This window comes from Streptomyces sp. NPDC111802, assembly GCF_055634335.1.
The window spans coordinates 42334-58149 of the sequence record NZ_JBVKCZ010000046.1; the positions used below are offsets into that span (position 1 = coordinate 42334).

General features: G+C 72.4%; 11 protein-coding genes. 6 read left to right on the forward strand and 5 right to left on the reverse strand.

The annotated features are described in order from the left end of the window. Positions 1 to 30: 30 nt before the first annotated feature. On the reverse strand, positions 31 to 570 hold the full coding sequence (locus tag ACZ7NC_RS36600) for a DUF6214 family protein (RefSeq protein ID WP_471494958.1): 540 nt from the start codon (positions 568 to 570) through the stop codon (positions 31 to 33). A 144-nt stretch (positions 571 to 714) separates the two neighbouring features. Between ACZ7NC_RS36600 and ACZ7NC_RS36605 the strand changes: the two genes are divergently transcribed. Both ACZ7NC_RS36605 and ACZ7NC_RS36610 read left to right on the forward strand, forming a co-directional pair. After that, complete coding sequence (locus ACZ7NC_RS36605) at positions 715 to 2058, forward strand: FAD-dependent oxidoreductase (protein WP_471494960.1); 1344 nt, start codon at positions 715 to 717, stop codon at positions 2056 to 2058. Positions 2059 to 2164: 106 nt separating this feature from the next. Continuing rightward, positions 2165 to 3553, forward strand: a complete 1389-nt coding sequence (locus ACZ7NC_RS36610; protein WP_471494962.1) for a nucleobase:cation symporter-2 family protein — start codon at positions 2165 to 2167, stop codon at positions 3551 to 3553. Here ACZ7NC_RS36610 and ACZ7NC_RS36615 read toward each other — a convergent pair. Continuing rightward, positions 3473 to 3826, reverse strand: coding sequence for an ArsR/SmtB family transcription factor (locus tag ACZ7NC_RS36615; protein WP_471494964.1), 354 nt, complete (start codon positions 3824 to 3826; stop codon positions 3473 to 3475). The genes ACZ7NC_RS36610 and ACZ7NC_RS36615 overlap by 81 nt on opposite strands. 150 nt (positions 3827 to 3976) lie before the next feature. Here ACZ7NC_RS36615 and ACZ7NC_RS36620 point away from each other — a divergent pair, with 150 nt between their 5' ends. Beyond that, a complete protein-coding gene (locus tag ACZ7NC_RS36620) occupies positions 3977 to 5056 on the forward strand; it encodes an NADH:flavin oxidoreductase/NADH oxidase (protein WP_471495009.1) in 1080 nt (359 codons plus the stop codon). A gap of 62 nt (positions 5057 to 5118) precedes the next feature. On the opposite strand, the gene ACZ7NC_RS36625 is transcribed toward ACZ7NC_RS36620, so the two are convergent. Together ACZ7NC_RS36625 and ACZ7NC_RS36630 are read right to left on the reverse strand one after the other, a co-directional pair. Further along, positions 5119 to 9483: an HAD-IC family P-type ATPase gene (locus ACZ7NC_RS36625; RefSeq protein WP_471494966.1), complete on the reverse strand. Its 4365-nt coding sequence runs from the start codon at positions 9481 to 9483 to the stop codon at positions 5119 to 5121. Positions 9484 to 9649: 166 nt separating this feature from the next. After that, positions 9650 to 10975: an extracellular catalytic domain type 1 short-chain-length polyhydroxyalkanoate depolymerase gene (locus ACZ7NC_RS36630; RefSeq protein WP_471494968.1), complete on the reverse strand. Its 1326-nt coding sequence runs from the start codon at positions 10973 to 10975 to the stop codon at positions 9650 to 9652. 376 nt (positions 10976 to 11351) lie between these two features. Between ACZ7NC_RS36630 and ACZ7NC_RS36635 the strand changes: the two genes are divergently transcribed. Both ACZ7NC_RS36635 and ACZ7NC_RS36640 read left to right on the forward strand, forming a co-directional pair. Next, positions 11352 to 12332, forward strand: a complete 981-nt coding sequence (locus ACZ7NC_RS36635; RefSeq protein WP_471494970.1) for a pectate lyase family protein — start codon at positions 11352 to 11354, stop codon at positions 12330 to 12332. 30 nt (positions 12333 to 12362) lie between these two features. Continuing rightward, on the forward strand, positions 12363 to 13145 hold the full coding sequence (locus ACZ7NC_RS36640) for a pectate lyase (RefSeq protein ID WP_471494972.1): 783 nt from the start codon (positions 12363 to 12365) through the stop codon (positions 13143 to 13145). A gap of 90 nt (positions 13146 to 13235) precedes the next feature. Here ACZ7NC_RS36640 and ACZ7NC_RS36645 read toward each other — a convergent pair whose 3' ends face one another. Further along, entirely contained in the window at positions 13236 to 14027 is a 792-nt protein-coding gene (locus ACZ7NC_RS36645) for a PaaX family transcriptional regulator C-terminal domain-containing protein (RefSeq protein ID WP_471494974.1), read from the reverse strand. Positions 14028 to 14102: 75 nt separating this feature from the next. On the opposite strand from ACZ7NC_RS36645, the gene ACZ7NC_RS36650 reads away from it, so the two are divergent. Then, positions 14103 to 15776: a DNA alkylation response protein gene (locus ACZ7NC_RS36650; protein WP_471494976.1), complete on the forward strand. Its 1674-nt coding sequence runs from the start codon at positions 14103 to 14105 to the stop codon at positions 15774 to 15776. Positions 15777 to 15816: the final 40 nt, after the last annotated feature.

Sequence of the window (15816 nt, forward strand, 5' to 3'; positions counted from 1 at the left end):
GGCGCCGAGGCAGTACGGGCCGGACCGGGGTCAGCGTCGGGCGCGGCGAGGAGTCAGGAAGCCCGCGTCGCGTGCCTGGCCGATGAGCCGGAGCGACCTGCGCCGGCCGTGCCCCGTCGCGGTCATCACCGCGAGGACGGGGTCGAGACCCGCCTCCTGGGCGGCGCGGTACTTCTGCGCGACGAGCCAGTGCCCCTGGATACCTCGCGGCCAGTCCGGGCGTACCCGGCCCGGCCCGGCTTCCCTGCCGTCGTCGCCGATCGCCTCGTCCGTCTCATCCGTCTCGTTCCCGATCCCGCATGCCCGGGAGAGGGGATCCTCGATCCAGTCGGCGAGCGCCGCCAGGTCGTCGAGGGACAGCGCCGGCTCGGCCCGTACGTCCTCGATGGAGACACACCCCCGGGCGACCACGGCGAGCGCGTCGACCCGGGCGCCGTCGCCGAACTCCAGCCGGACGCCGAACCACGCCGTGGCACCGCCGCCGTCCCGCACCTGCCATGCGGGCCACACCGATACGGCACCGTCCGTCGCGGAGCGATCGGAAAGATTAAGAAAGGATGCTTCCAGCACACACGCAACGTAACCGCATGATCACACTCCATACGAACGAACACGCGCCCCGCACGGCGCACAGCACCCTGTCAGCGGAGCGGTCGCGGTGCGATGCTGGACTTGAGAGCGACTCCTGACGATCTCCGGACAAGGAGTTCCGCCGTGCTTCATGTCGCCGTCGTCGGCTCCGGGCCCAGCGGGTGTTACACCGCCCAGAGTCTCGTACAGCAGGATCCGGACGTGGCCGTCGACGTCCTGGACCGGCTGCCGTGCCCGTACGGCCTGGTGCGGTACGGCGTCGCGCCCGACCACGAGAAGATCAAGTCACTGCAGAACAACCTGCGCACGGTCCTGGAGCACGAGCGGGTGCGGTTCCTCGGCGGTGTCCAGATCGGTCCCGGCGGGATTCCGGCCGCACGGCTGCGCGAGCTGTATCACGCGGTCGTGTACTGCGTGGGCGCCGCCACCGACCGGCATCTCGGGATTCCGGGCGAGGACCTTCCGGGCAGCTGGTCGGCCACCGAGTTCGTGTCCTGGTACAGCGCCCACCCGGACGCCGTCGACAACGGGTTCGTGGCCGGTACACGATCGGCGGTGGTGATCGGCGTCGGGAACGTCGCGGTGGACGTGGCGCGGATGCTGGCCAGAGGCACGGCCGAACTGAGTCCCACCGACATGCCCCAGGCGGCGCTCACCGCCCTCGCCGCGAGCCGCGTCACGGACGTCACGATGGTGGGCCGGCGCGGTCCTTCGCAGGCCCGCTTCACCACCAAGGAGCTGCGGGAGCTGGGCACCCTGCCGGACACCGAAGTGATCGTGGAACCGGCCGAGTTGGCGATGGATCCCGCCTACGCCGACCCCTCCGGCCTGCCCGCGCCGCAGCGCCGCAACGTGGAGGTGCTGCGCGGCTGGGCCGGGTCCCCGGCGCGGGACGCCGGCCACCGCATCCGGCTGCGCTTCTTCCTGCGCCCCGTCGAAGTCCTCGCCGACGCAGGGCGCGTGGGCGCGGTGCGCTTCGAACGGACGGCGCCCGACGGACGGGGCGGAGTGACGGGCACGGGCCAGTTCGAGGACGTCGAGGCCCAGTTGGTGCTGCGCTCGGTGGGCTATCGCGGAGTGCCCCTTGAGGGGCTGCCGTTCGACATCGCGACCGGCACGGTGCCGCATCTCGCGGGCCGCGTGCTGCGGGAGGGCATCGTCGCGCCGGGCGAGTACGTGGCGGGCTGGATCAAGCGGGGCCCGACCGGTGTCATCGGCACGAACCGTTCGGACGCCAAGGAGACGGTGACGTCGCTGCTGGAGGACGCCTCCGCGCTCGTAGCGAAGGAAGTACCCGAAGAGCCTCTTACGGCACTGCGCGCCGAGGGGGTCGAGCCGGTGGAGTGGGCGGGTTGGTGCGCGATTGAGCGTGCCGAGGCGGAACTCGGCGCGTCACTGAGCAGGGGTGTGGTGAAGCTCCCCGACTGGGAGTCGTTGTTGGGTGCCGCGCGCAACAGCGCGCCGTAGGGGCGCGGAGAACTGCGCGACCAGCCACAGACGAACCCGCAGAGAGAAACGAACCAGCAACACCCCCGAAATCAACAATCTGTTCAAGGAGCCTACGGTCTCGCCCATGACAGACAGCTCACCCCCGCACCCCGTCGACGAAGTCCCACCCGCACGCCACCTCGCCGCCTTCGGCCTCCAGCACGTACTCGCGATGTACGCCGGCGCCGTGGCCGTCCCCCTGATCGTCGGCGGTGCCATGAAGCTGCCGCCCGCGGATCTGGCGTATCTGATCACCGCCGACCTGCTGGTGTGCGGCATCGCGACCCTGATCCAGTGCGTCGGCTTCTGGCGGTTCGGTGTACGGCTGCCGATCATGCAGGGCTGTACGTTCGCCGCCGTGTCCCCGATGGTGCTGATCGGCACGACGGGCGGCGGACTTCCCGCGATCTACGGCTCGGTGATCGTCGCGGGGCTCGCGATCGTGCTGCTGGCGCCGGTCTTCGGAAAGCTGCTCCGGTTCTTCCCTCCCCTGGTCACGGGCACGGTGATCCTGATCATCGGCCTCTCGCTGCTGCCGGTCGCGGGCAACTGGGCCGCAGGCGGCGTCGGTTCGTCGGACTTCGGGGAGCCGAAGAACATCGCGCTGGCGGCGTTCGTCCTCGCGGTGGTGCTCGGTGTGCAGCGGTTCGCGCCCGCGTTCCTCAGCCGGATCGCCGTGCTGATCGGCATCGCGGTCGGGCTGGCGGTGGCGGTGCCGTTCGGGTTCACGGACTTCGGCGGGGTCGGCGAGGCCGACTGGCTCGGGATCAGCACGCCGTTCCACTTCGGGGCGCCCACCTTCGAGTTCTCGGCGATCGTGTCGATGCTGGTGGTGGCGCTGGTGACGATGACCGAGACGACCGGTGACCTGATCGCGGTCGGTGAGATGACGGACCGCAAGGTGGAGCCGCGCTCCCTCGCGGACGGCCTGCGCGCCGACGGTCTGTCGACGGTGCTGGGCGGCGTCTTCAACACCTTCCCGTACACGGCGTACGCCCAGAACGTGGGTCTCGTAGGCATGACCCGGGTGCGCAGCCGCTGGGTGGTGGCCACCGCGGGCGGCATCCTCGTGCTGCTGGGGCTGCTGCCCAAGCTGGGCGCGGTGGTGGCGGCGATACCGGCGCCGGTGCTGGGCGGTGCGGGCCTGGTGATGTTCGGGACGGTCGCCGCGAGCGGGCTAAGGACGCTGGCCGCGGTGGACTTCAAGGGCAACGACAACCTGACGGTGGTGGCCGTTTCCGTGGCCGTGGGCATGCTGCCGGTCGGCGTGCCGACGATCTACGAGAAGTTCCCGGACTGGTTCCAGACGGTGATGAACAGCGGCATCAGCGCCGGCTGTCTGACGGCGATCGTGCTGAACCTGCTCTTCAACCACCTGCCCGGCAGGGTGGGTTCAGGCGCTGGCGAGACGGACGGCCTGCCGCGCGGCGGCGTCGAGGAGGGCGTCGAGAAGTCCCGGGAAGAGACCGTCTAGGTCCTCCTTGCGCAGGCCGTTCATCTTGGCCGTGCCCCGGTAGACCTGCTGGATCACACCGCTCTCGCGCAGCACCCGGAAGTGGTGCGTGGTGGTGGACTTGGTGACGGGCAGGTCGAAGTACGAACAGGAGAGCTCGCCGTCGACCGCGGCGAGCTCTCGTACGATCTGCAGCCGCAGCGGGTCGGACAGCGCGTGCAGTACGCCCTCCAGACGGATCTCCTCGCGCGTCGGGTGCGGGAGGTCTCGGCTGCTGACAGCGGGGCTGGTCACGGCGGCTCCACTTCGTCGGTTTCCCTCACTCGGGATCTCCCGGGCTCGGGTTCCCTCATTGTACGAGACCTCTCGTAGTTTGACACTTCTCGTACTACGATGCCTATCGTACGAGTCGACGACTGGTCCCGCGAACGAATGGAGTCCGCCGTGAGCGCGCTCTTCGAGCCCTACACCCTGCGCGATGTGACGATCCCGAACCGGGTGTGGATGCCCCCGATGTGCCAGTACTCGGCCGCGCCCGACGGCCCCGACGCGGGCGTCCCCAACGACTGGCACTTCGCGCATTACGCCGCCCGCGCGACCGGTGGCACGGGACTGATCGTCGTCGAGGCCACAGGAGTCAGCCCCGAGGGCCGGATCTCCCCGTACGACCTGGGCATCTGGAACGACACTCAGGTCGCGGCGTTCCGCCGGATCACGCGCTTCCTGGAGTCACAGGGCACGATTGCGGGCATCCAGCTGGCCCACGCCGGCCGCAAGGCCTCGACCGACCGGCCCTGGACGGGTGGCGCGCCGGTGGGGCCGGACGCCCACGGATGGCAGCCGGTGGCGCCCAGCGCGATCGCGTTCGCCGAGGGGCACCCGGTGCCGACCGAGCTGACGGTCGCCAGGATCCAGGAGATCGTGGGGCAGTTCGCGGACGCCGCGCGCCGTGCCCTCGCCGCCGGGTTCGAGGTCGCCGAGATCCATGGCGCCCATGGCTATCTGATCAACGAGTTCCTCTCGCCGTACTCCAACCACCGCACGGACGAGTACGGCGGCTCGTACGAGAACCGCACCCGTTTCGCCCTCCAGGTCGTGGACGCCGTACGCGAGGTGTGGCCGCAGGACAAGCCGCTGTTCTTCCGCATCTCGGCCACGGACTGGCTGGAGGAGGGCGGCTGGAGTGCCGACGACACCGTCCGCTTCGCCGCCGACCTCAAGGCCCACGGCATCGACCTGCTCGACGTCTCGACCGGCGGCAACGCCTCCGGCGCCCGCATCCCGGTCCGCCCCGGCTACCAGGTGCCGTTCGCCGCGCGGGTGAAGGCCGAGACCTCGCTGTCGGTCGCCGCGGTCGGCCTGATCACCGAGGCCGAACAGGCCGAGAAGATCATCGCTAACGGCGAGGCCGACGCCGTCCTGCTCGGCCGCGAGCTGCTGCGCAACCCCTCGTGGGCGCGGCATGCGGCACGGGAGCTCGGAGGCGAGGCGCACGTGCCGCACCAGTACCACCGCTCCGTTTGATCACCGGGCCCGGCCGGAGCGGTGAGCCGTCCGGCCGGGCCGCCGGCGAACCCCGGTCACCGTCACTGGGCCTGGGCCGGCAGCCGCCCGGCCACCAGCCGCTCCAGCTGCGGCAGGAAACGCTGCCCGGCCACCGCGAGTGCGATCGACGCCGCCACACCCGCCCACGCGAGGGGGCCGAGCGGCGTGCAGCCGAAGAGGTTGCTGACGCCGGGCGTCTGGACCAGGACGACGAGGGCCGCCGCGGAGCCCAGGGCGGTGGCCTGGACCAGCGGGCTGCCCCGGCGGTCGGCGAGGGTCTGCGCGAGTTGTGTGCCGACCACCGCGCACAGCGCCATCGTGGTGGAGCGGCGGGCGCTGCCCGGGGTGAAGCGGCCGAACAGCCAGGCCGAGGTGGCACCCAGAGTGGTGGTCAGGGCGCGGTGCCGGATCTTGCGGATCAGAGGTGCGCCCAGGGGTTCGGTGGCTGCCGGGCCGGGTGCCGGTCGTGCGTCCGGCCGATCGGCCGCGTCTTCCTCCGACTCCTCAGGCTCCTGCGGCTCCCCCGGCTTCTCAGGCTCCTCCGACTCCTCTGCGGGCTTCGGCGTCACCGCGACCGCCATCGCCGGGAACAGGTCCGTGAACAGGTTCACCAGCAGCATCTGGCGGGTGGACAGCGGCGAGGCACCCGACAACAGCGTGCCGAGGAGTCCGAAGCCCACCTCGCCCGCGTTGCCGCCGATCAGGATGGCGATGGCGTCGGCGACGCTGTGCCACAGCGCCCGGCCCTCGGCGACCGCGTCGATCAGGACCGTCAGGTCGCCGTCGGTGAGCACCAGGTCGGCCGCGTTGCGGGCGGCCGCGGAGCCGCGGGCACTGATGCCGACGCCGATGTCGGCGGCGCGGATGGCCGCGGCGTCGTTGGCTCCGTCGCCGACCATGCCCACGACCCGCCCGGCGTCCCGCAGCGCCTCGACGACCTGGAGCTTCTGCTCGGGCGCGACCCGGGCCACGACGCCCACGTCACGCAGCATCCGAACGCGCTCCTCGCGGTCCGCGGAGGCCAGTTCGTCCCCCGTGATCACACCGGTGTCCTCGGGCCAGCCCAGCTCCGCGGCGATGGCCCGTGCGGTCTGCGGGTGGTCGCCGGTGAGCATGACGGGGCGTACGCCTTCCTCGCGCAGGCCCTGGACCAGGGCCGTGGAGGTGTCGCGCGCCACGTCGGCGAGCGCGAGCAGTCCGGTGAACTCCAGCTTCTCCAAGGGCTGTTCGAGGACCTCGGCCGCCTTGTCGGCCGGGTCGAGCCGGCGCTGGGCGACCGCCAGGACCCGCAGTCCGTCGCCGGCCAGCGCGTGCGCCCTGTCCGACGCCGACGAGGGCAGGCCGGAGCAGGCGGGCAGCACCGTCTCGGGGGCGCCCTTGACGACGAGCACCGGTGAGCCGTCCTCGGCCTGGCCGACGGCGGCGGCGTAGCCACGGCCCGCCTCGAAGGGCAGCCCCTCGGTCTGGGTCCACTCGGGGTCGGGGGCGGCCGCGTCCAGGACGGCCTCGTCGGTGGCGTGCACGGGCCGGTCCGAGCCGCCGTTGAGCTGGGGGCAGGCACGTGCCGCGACCCGCAGCGTGGTGTCGGCCTTCGATTCGTCCGGCGTACTGACCGTCCCGTCGGCGTCGGTGAGCCGCACCAGGCGCAGCCGGTTCTCGGTGAGCGTGCCGGTCTTGTCGAAGCAGATGGTGTCCATCCGGCCGAGCGCCTCCAGGGTGCGCGGGGCCCGCACCAGGACGCCGCGCCCGCTCAGCCGCCGGGCCGCGGCCAGCTGCGCCACGGTCGCCACCAGCGGCAGTCCTTCGGGCACCGCCGCCACGGCCACCGCCACCCCGCCGCTCACCGCGCGGCGGATCGGAGTACCGCGCAGCAGCGACAGGGCGGTCACCCCGGCGCCGCCCGCCAGGGTCCACGGCAGGGCCTTGTCGGTGAGTTCGCGGAGCCTGGCCTGCACTCCGGCGGACGGCGGCTTGCGGGAGGCGAGGGCCACGGCCCGCGCGGCCTCCGTGCGCTCCCCGGTCTCCACCACGACGGCGCGAGCATGTCCGGCCACCACGGTCGTGCCCTCGAACACCATGCAGGCGCGGTCCGGCACAGCGGCGTCCGGCGCCGGGTCGGTCCCCTTGGCGGCCGCCAGGGACTCACCGGTCAGCGCGGACTCGTCGACCTCCAGTCCGTCCGCCCACACCAGGCGGGCGTCGGCGGGCACCACGTCGTCCGCCCTGAGCTCGATCAGGTCACCGGGCCCGAGCTTGACGGCGTCGACGACCTGCGGCTGGGCCGACGGGTCCTCGGTGGTGACGCGCGCTTTCTGTTTCTGCTTGGCGAGCAGCCCGGACAGCGCCCGCTCGGCGCGCATCCGCTGGACGCCGCCGACCAGCGCGTTCAGGTCGAGCGCGCCGACGACCAGCAGGGCGTCCAAGACCGAGCCGAGGATCGCCTCGGCGGCGGAGCCGACGGCCAGCACCGGGGTGAGGGGGTCGTCCAGTTCCCCGCGCATGGCCTTGGCGAGCCGCAGCGGCCCGCTCACCGGCGCGAACACGCGCTGCCGGCCCATCGTCCGCATCGTCTCGCGTGCGCGGTCGGTGAGCTGCTCACGCCGGGTCGGCTCGGGGCCGGTCTCCTGCTCCAGCCGTTCGCGGACCTCGGTGGTCTCCAGTTCGTGCCAGGCCACCCGTGGCCGGGGGTGCGGGGCACGGGCCAGGGCCACGCCGAGGGCGGCGCGCGTGCCGGTAAGCAGGGCCCAGGCGGCGCTCGCGTCGACCGGGGTGTGGCGCAGCCCGGGCCATGGCGTACGGCGGCCTCGCTGGGACTTTCCGATGGCGACCAGGAGCCCGGACAGTGCGGCACCGGACCGGGCCAGGACCTGCGAGCGGCGGCCGACCCCGCGCGCGGCCGGGACCGCCCGCAGCAGCCGCCAGACATCGGCGAGCCCGTGCGGAGCCAGCACGTCCGCGCCCCAGACGACGGCACCCCCGCGGTCGGTGAGGGCGACGGCCACGTCGGAGGCGAGCAGCCCGGCGAGTATGTCCTCGTCGGCCTCCCCGGGCCGTGCGACCGTGACGACGACGCCGTCGTCGCCGCGCAGCGCGTTCACCACGTCGCTCAGCGACCGCTCGTCGCGCACGACCTGGTCGGCGAGGGTGGTGAAGTCCGCCAGGGCCGGATCGTCCACCATCACGACCCGCAACCCCGCCCGCCGTGCCGCGTCCAGCACCACCTCCGCCCACGGATCCGCGTCCGCGCCCGGAGTCCGCAGCGCACTCGGGTGCAGTACGACCGTGTCGGCCATCTCCAGCTGGCGCAGCCGCTCGGTGTCGCGAACCAGGACGCCGGTGCGGGACAGCGCGGAGCTCAGTACGGCGTGGAAGGCGGCGGGCCCGTAGCGCGCGGCCTTGGGAGAGCCCGCGAGCACCGCTTCCGCCGCCTCGCTGCCGTCGTGCTTGACCAGCAACATGGCCGCGGCGCCGGCCAGGCTGCCGGTCTCGGCGTGCGTGGCGTACTCCTGGGCCGGGGACGTGCGCAGCGGCGGGCGCGGGAAGTCGTCCCCCGCCACGCTGGTCCGCTCCGGCGCGCAGACCTCGTCGTGGACCTGGTCGAACGCCGCCGCGCGGGCCACCGTCTCCCCCAGCTGGAGCGTGCGCAGCGCGCCGTCGAGCAGCAGGGCGGTCGGGGTCCGGCCGGCGCCGTGGACGGCGGCGTTCGCGATGGCCAGGGCCACATCCATGCGGGAGCGGCCGATCCTCGCGCGCAGCCAGCCACGGAAGTTCGGGTTCTCCCGCAGCAGCGTCGCCAGCGCGGTCACCGACCGGGGTGAGGTGGGCAGGCGCAGGGCGTATCCGGCGAACGCGACCGCGATGCCGGCGCCGTCGGCGGCGAGCGCGGTGGCGGCGGCCCGTACTCCGGCGGGGTCGGCCGGATGAGGGACGGCGTCCACCGTCTCGTCCGTCTGGGCCAGACCGTGCCGGGCGGCGATCGCGGCCGCCTTCTCCACGACCCGGTCACCGGCCGACTCCTCGACGGCGGTCACCACGAGCCGTCGCAGGCCGCCGTCCCAGTAGGCGAGGGCCACGTCCGGCCGCTCGGCCAGCTCCGCGGCGACCCTGCGCGCCACATGTGCCGTCCCGCCCTCCCGCCGTACGCGTTCCGGCGCCTCGGGCCGCAGTGCGAGGTGGGCCCGGGCGCCGGACCGCCAGGGTCGTGGCCGGCCGGGCAGGGTGTGGCGGGCGACCCGTACGACACGGGCGGCGGTGTCCACGCTCCGCACCCCCGCCCGGGCGGTACCCGCCACCGCCCCCGCGGCGACTCCCACCGCGGGTGCCGCTCCTTGGGCCAGCAGTCGGGGGCCGGCTGCGACCGCGGCGGCCGCGGCGGCTGTCGGGCGGGTGAGCAGTCCCAGAACCATCGCGTGACCTCGGCTGATTGCGTCCTCGATCGATGTCGCTTGCGTGCGGCTCCGGGTTCCCGCAAAACGGCGGGTCACCCGCCGATGCGGAGGCTGATCGCGTCGGCCACGGAGGGCGAGGCGTCCGCGGGCCCACGCCGACGGACGCCTCGCGCTCCGCGTGAGATCAACCGGCCGCGCAGGCCGTCCCGTTGAGCGTGAAGGCGCCCGGCGCCGCGCTGTTCCCGGTGTGACTCGCCTGATAACCGATGCCGACGCTCTCACCTGGCGCGACCGCCGCGTTGTACGAGGCGTTGCTCGCCGTCACCGCACCGGAGGCCGGGGCGTACGCGGCTCCCCAGCCGCCCGTGATCGTCTGGCCGGCGGGCAGGGTGAAGCCGAGCTGCCAGCCGTTGACCGGCGCGGATCCCGTGTTGGTGAGGGTCACGGAGGCGGTCAGGCCGGTGTTCCGGGCGTTGGTGCCGACGGTCACCTCGCATGCGCCGGGCTGGGGCCGGGGTGCGGACCCGCCGCCGTCCAGGCCGAAGAAGGTGAGGACCCGGGCGGCCATGCCGTAGCCGTAGATGTTGTGGCCGATGCCCCGGAGGCTGATCGCCTCCACCGGGGCGCGGTCGCCGGTGCCGCCGTAGCGGGTGCGGGTCCAGCCGGACTGGGGTGTGTCCGTGACGGCCGGGGTCTGGCTGACGCCGTGGACGTTCGTCCACTGCTTGATCATCTCCCCGAGGTTGGGGTAGCGCAGGACGTCGTCCTCGGTGCCGTGCCACAGCTGCATACGGGGCCGGGGGCCGGTGTAGCCGGGGTGGGCGGCACGGGCGATGTCGCCCCACTGCCGCGCGGTGCGGGTGACCGTGCCCTGTGCGCACGCGCTGTTCCACTCGGAGCCGTCGGTGGTGGCGAAGCAGCCGAAAGGGACGCCCGAGAAGGCGGCGCCGGCCGCGAAGACGTCGGGGTAGTCGCCGAGCAGGACGTTCGTCATCATCGCGCCGGAGGAGATGCCGGTGGCGAAGATCCGGCCGGCGTCGGCGTCGTAGGTGCGCGTGACCCAGTCGACCATGGACCTGATGCCGACCGGGTCGCTGCCGCCGTCGCGCTTCAGCGCCTGCGGTGAGGAGACGTCGAAGCACTTGCTGCTGCGGGTGACGGACGGGTAGATCACGATGAAGCCGTACTGGTCGGCCAGCGTGTCGTACTCGGTGCCGTGGTACATGTCCGGACCGGAGCCGGTGCACCAGTGCGCGGCCACCAGCACGGCCGGATCGGCGGTCACGCTGTCCGGCACATACAGGTACATCCGCAGGTTGCTGGGGTTGGCGCCGAAGCCGGTGACCTCGGTCAGCGTCGCGGTGGGGACGGCGGCGGCCACCTCGGTGCGGGCGGACGCGTCGGGGGCGGTGACGAGAAGTGCCGCGAGCAGCGGCAGGAGGGCGGCGAGCAGCGTCCGGAGCGGTCTTGGCGCGGTCGTGCGGGTGCGGGTGGGAGTGGGAGTGGACACGTCCTTGGTCCCTTCTGGTCGCGGCTCGTGGACGTGGTGCGGCGACAGGCGGCGGGGCTGTTCGACCGGGTCGGCGGGAGAGCGGCGGGAGAGGCGTCCGGAGAGCGCCCGGAGAGGCATCGTGGCATGGACACGCTCACGATAGAAGCGCTCCCACGCCATGCGACCGAGAGCCCTTGCACTCCACGGGGCTGACCGAATTCTTCCGCGCGAAGCGTTGACTAGAAAGCGCTTGCACTCTACGTTCCGTTCAGCAGTGTGACCGAGCCGCTTCGCCGCACCCCCACACGACCACACTGTCCACGCACAGCGTTCTGCATGACACACATCGTTCATCTACATGATCGAGCCGCTCCTCTCGAAGGGACGCATCCGCATGCGAACTCTCCCCCCACGTGCACGCCCGCAAAGAACCGCACTGGCGACGGCCGCCGCAGCCGTCCTCGCCACCGCGGCCGTCCTCACCACCCCGCAGCCCGCCGGTGCCGCCGAGTCCTCGCCGATCGGGTTCGGCGCGGGAACGAACGGCGGCGGCAGCGCCTCGGCGGTCACCGTCTCCACCCTGGACGCCTTCAAGGCGGCGGTGACCGGTGGCTCGGCCAAGGTCGTCCGGGTCAACGGCCTGATTCCGCTGAGCGGTCAGGTCGACGTCGGCTCCAACACCACGGTGCTGGGCGTGGGTTCGTCGTCCGGGTTCACCGGCGGCGGGCTGCGGCTGAAGAACGTTTCCAACGTCGTCGTGCGCAACCTGAACATCAGCAAGCCGGTGGCGCCGTCCGACGGCATCACGGTCCAGGCGTCGACGAAGGTGTGGATCGACCACAACTCCTTCTCGGCCGACCGCGATCACGACAAGGACTACTACGACGGGCTGCTGGACATCAATCACGGCTCGGACAACGTCACGGTGTCCTGGAACACCTTCAAGGACCACTTCAAGGGCTCGCTCGTCGGCCACAGCGACAGCAACGCGAGCGAGGACACCGGCCATCTGAAGGTGACGTACCACCACAACAGCTTCAGCAACGTCTACTCGCGCATCCCCAGCCTGCGCTTCGGCACCGGACACTTCTACAACAACTACGTGGCCGGCGCGGACACCGCCTGCCACTCGCGCATGGGCGCCCAACTGCTCGTGGAGAACAACGTCTTCCGCGACACCAAGATCGCCGTCACCACGAGTCGCAGCAGCGACGTGGACGGCCACGCCAATCTGCGCGGCAACGATCTCGGCGGAGCCGCGACCGAGATCTCCCAGGTCGGCACCTTCACCACGCCGCCGTACAGCTACACCGCGGAGTCCGCGTCCACCGTCGTCGCCTCGGTGACGGCCGGAGCGGGCGCCGGAAAGCTCTGACCACCCCCACCCAACAGAAGGCATCGGGACATGACTTCACCAGCGAAGCCCCGCGCGCACCGGCGCGCAATGACCGGCGGCCTGGCCGCACTCGGCCTCTCGACTGTCATGATCACGACAATCGGCGTGCCCCCGGCGAGCGCCGCCACCTGGCCGACGCCCACCAGCAGCCGGCCGGTGAGCTCGACCATCCAGGTGTCCGGCGTCCGGGACGGCGGCATGGTCCGCTACTACGGCAGCGGCGACCTGGCCGGCGACGGACAGGAGGAGGGCCAGGACCCGATCTTCGAGCTCGCGCCCGGCGCGACACTGAAGAACGTCATCATCGGCGCGCCCGGCGCCGACGGCATCCACTGCGAGGGCAACTGCACCCTGCAGAACGTGTGGTGGGAGGACGTCGGCGAGGACGCGGCCACCTTCCGGGGCGGCTCGACCTACACGGTGACCGGCGGTGGCGCCAAGAAGGCCGCCGACAAGGTCTTCCAGCACAACGGGCCCGGCACGCTCAACATCTCCAACTTCGCGGTCAGCGAGTTCAAGACCCTGTACCGCTCGTGCGGCGACTGCTCGACTCAGTACACGCGCAAGGTCAACCTCAGCAACATCGAGGTGACCGGCACGGGGACCACGGCCCGCCTAGTCGGCATCAACGTCAACCGGGGCGATGTGGCGACACTGCGCGGCATCACGATCCTCAACGACGCCGGCCGCAAGGTGATCCCGTGCCAGAAGTACAACAACAACACCGCTGTGGGTACGGGCCCGGACAGCACGAACTGCCTGTACTCCAGCTCGGACATCACCTACCGGTAGCACCCGCTCGCAGGTAGTCCCCCCACGGTGAGGGCGGCCGTCCGAAGCGTCCCCGCACGGCGCTTCGGGCGGCTGCCGTGCCGTGTGCGGTCAGGTGCGGGCACGCGCGCGTGCGCTGTCGGGGGCGTCATACCCGTCACGCGCGCGTACGTCCTCCGCCAACTCCCGCCGGTAGGCCGCGTACGCGGTGCGCAGCCGGTCGCCCGGCCAGTCGGGCGGGAGGAGTTCGGGGGGCAGCACCGGGTCGGCGAGCAGATGCCGTACGACGGCCGCGAAGGCGGTGAAGCGGTCGGGCGGGCGCTGGGCGCGGGTGACATGGGCCAGCAGGGCGCGGCCCGTGCCGGCCCACGCGTCCAGCGGCCACAGGTCCGCGGCGAGCGCGCGGGCCGGGCGGTCGGGGCGGGCCGTGTAGCGCTGTGCCACTTGGTCGACGTCGTCCGGCAGGGTGCGGAGCAGGTTGGCGGGTCGCAGCCAGACGCCCTCGCGGAGTTCGGCGAGGCGGAGCCGGGTCAGTTCGGTGCGCAGTTCGGCGCGTTCGGCGGGGCCCCGGCCGGTGGCCGTGACGACGAGCATCTCCCAGTCGCCGTCCCAGGGCCGGGTCTCGGGATGGACGGCGTCGTCCTGGCGCCCCTGGCGTTCCAGCAGCCGGTCGCTGAGCCGGTGGACGGTGTCCGTGCGCCGCAGGTCGCCGGCTGCCACCATCCGGCTGAGCGCGGCCCGCACGGTGGACCCCGCGATCCCGAACGGCTCCAATCTGCGCACCAGCTCCTTCACCGGCAGCTCGGGCGGATGCAGCCCCAGCAGCAGGCTCAGGACGACCGAGCGGGCGGACAGCGGGCGCAGCTCCACCTCGTCGGCCGGCAGTGACGCGTTGTTCTGCATGACCTCGTACTTTACGTGGCGACTCGGCGTATTACAGGATTGCTGCGATCGCAGCCACGGTGCAACACTGACGGCATGGTCTCGATACTCGCGCAGGAGCAGTCCGGGCAGTACGCCACCCACGACGTCACCAACCAGCCCCCGCCCCTGACGCCGTACGACGCGTCGCAGGACACGGCGCTGCTGGAAGGGCTGCGCCGTGAGGGCGCCGGGTGGGCCGAGGAGGACATCCGGCGGCTCGGCCTGCGGGCCGGGAGCGTCGAGGCACAGGAATGGGGTGAGCAGGCCAACCTCCACGAGCCCGAGCTGCGTACGCACGACCGGTACGGCCATCGAGTCGACGAGGTCGAGTTCCATCCGAGCTGGCACCACTTGATGCGGGTCGCGGTCGGCGAGGGCCTCGCGGCGGCGCCCTGGGCGGACGAGCGGCCCGGCGCCCATGTCGCCCGGACCGCGGGCGGGCTGGTGTGGGGGCACACCGAGGCCGGGCACGGCTGTCCGACGTCGATGACGTACGCCGCCGTCCCCGTGCTACGCCGCCAGCCCGAGCTCGCCAAGGTGTACGAACCCCTGCTGACCAGCCGGGAGTACGACCCCGGTCTGCGTGTGCCCACCGAGAAGCGGGGCCTGCTCGCGGGCATGGGGATGACCGAGAAGCAGGGCGGCTCCGACGTCCGTACGAACACGACCACGGCCTGGCCGACCGCCGAGCCCGGCGTGTACACGCTGCGCGGGCACAAGTGGTTCACCTCGGCGCCCATGTGCGATGTGTTCCTGGTGCTGGCCCAGGCTCCCGGCGGCCTGTCCTGCTTCCTCGCGCCGCGCGTCCTGCCCGACGGCAGCCGCAACACCTTCCGCATCCAGCGTCTGAAGGACAAGCTGGGCAACCGCTCCAACGCCTCCTCGGAGCCGGAGTTCGACGGGACCGTCGCCTGGCTGGTCGGGCCCGAGGGACGGGGCGTCAAGACGATCATCGAGATGGTCAACTGCACCCGGCTGGACTGTGTGATGTCGTCGGCGACGCTGATGCGCAAGACGCTCGTCGAGGCCGGGCACCATGTGCGCCACCGCAGCGCGTTCGGCGCCCGGCTGATCGACCAGCCGTTGATGCGCAACGTCCTCGCCGACCTGGCGCTGGAGTCCGAGGCGGCCACGACGCTGACGCTACGGCTGGCCGGGGCGGCGGACCGTGCGGTGCGCGGAGAGGATGCGGACGGGACCGAGGCGGCGTTCCGCCGGATCGCGACGGCCGTCGGCAAGTACTGGGTCACCAAGCGGGGCCCGGCCTTCACTGCGGAGGCCCTGGAGTGCCTGGGCGGCAACGGCTACGTCGAGGAGTCGGGCATGCCCCGCCACTACCGCGAGGCGCCGCTGCTGTCGATCTGGGAGGGCTCGGGGAACGTCAACGCCCTCGACGTACTGCGCGCGTTGACCAGGGAGCCGGCCACCGCCGAGGCGCTCTTCGCCGAGCTCGCGAAGGCGCGCGGGGCCGACGCCCGGCTGGACGCCGCCGTCACGCGCCTGAAGAGTCAGCTCGGCGCCGGTTCCGAGGCCGGCGCCCGGCGCCTGGTCGAGCAGATGGCGCTGACCCTCCAGGCCTCCCTGCTGGTCCGGCACTCCTCCACGGCGGTCGCCGACGCCTTCTGCGCGACCCGGCTCGGCGGAGACTGGGGGCACGCGTTCGGGACGCTGCCCGATGCTGCCGACATGGGCGGGATTCTGGGACGGGCGTTGCCGGGCGGGGAGTGAGGCGGAGCGCGTGATCGGGGCAGCGGGGCGATCGGGGGAG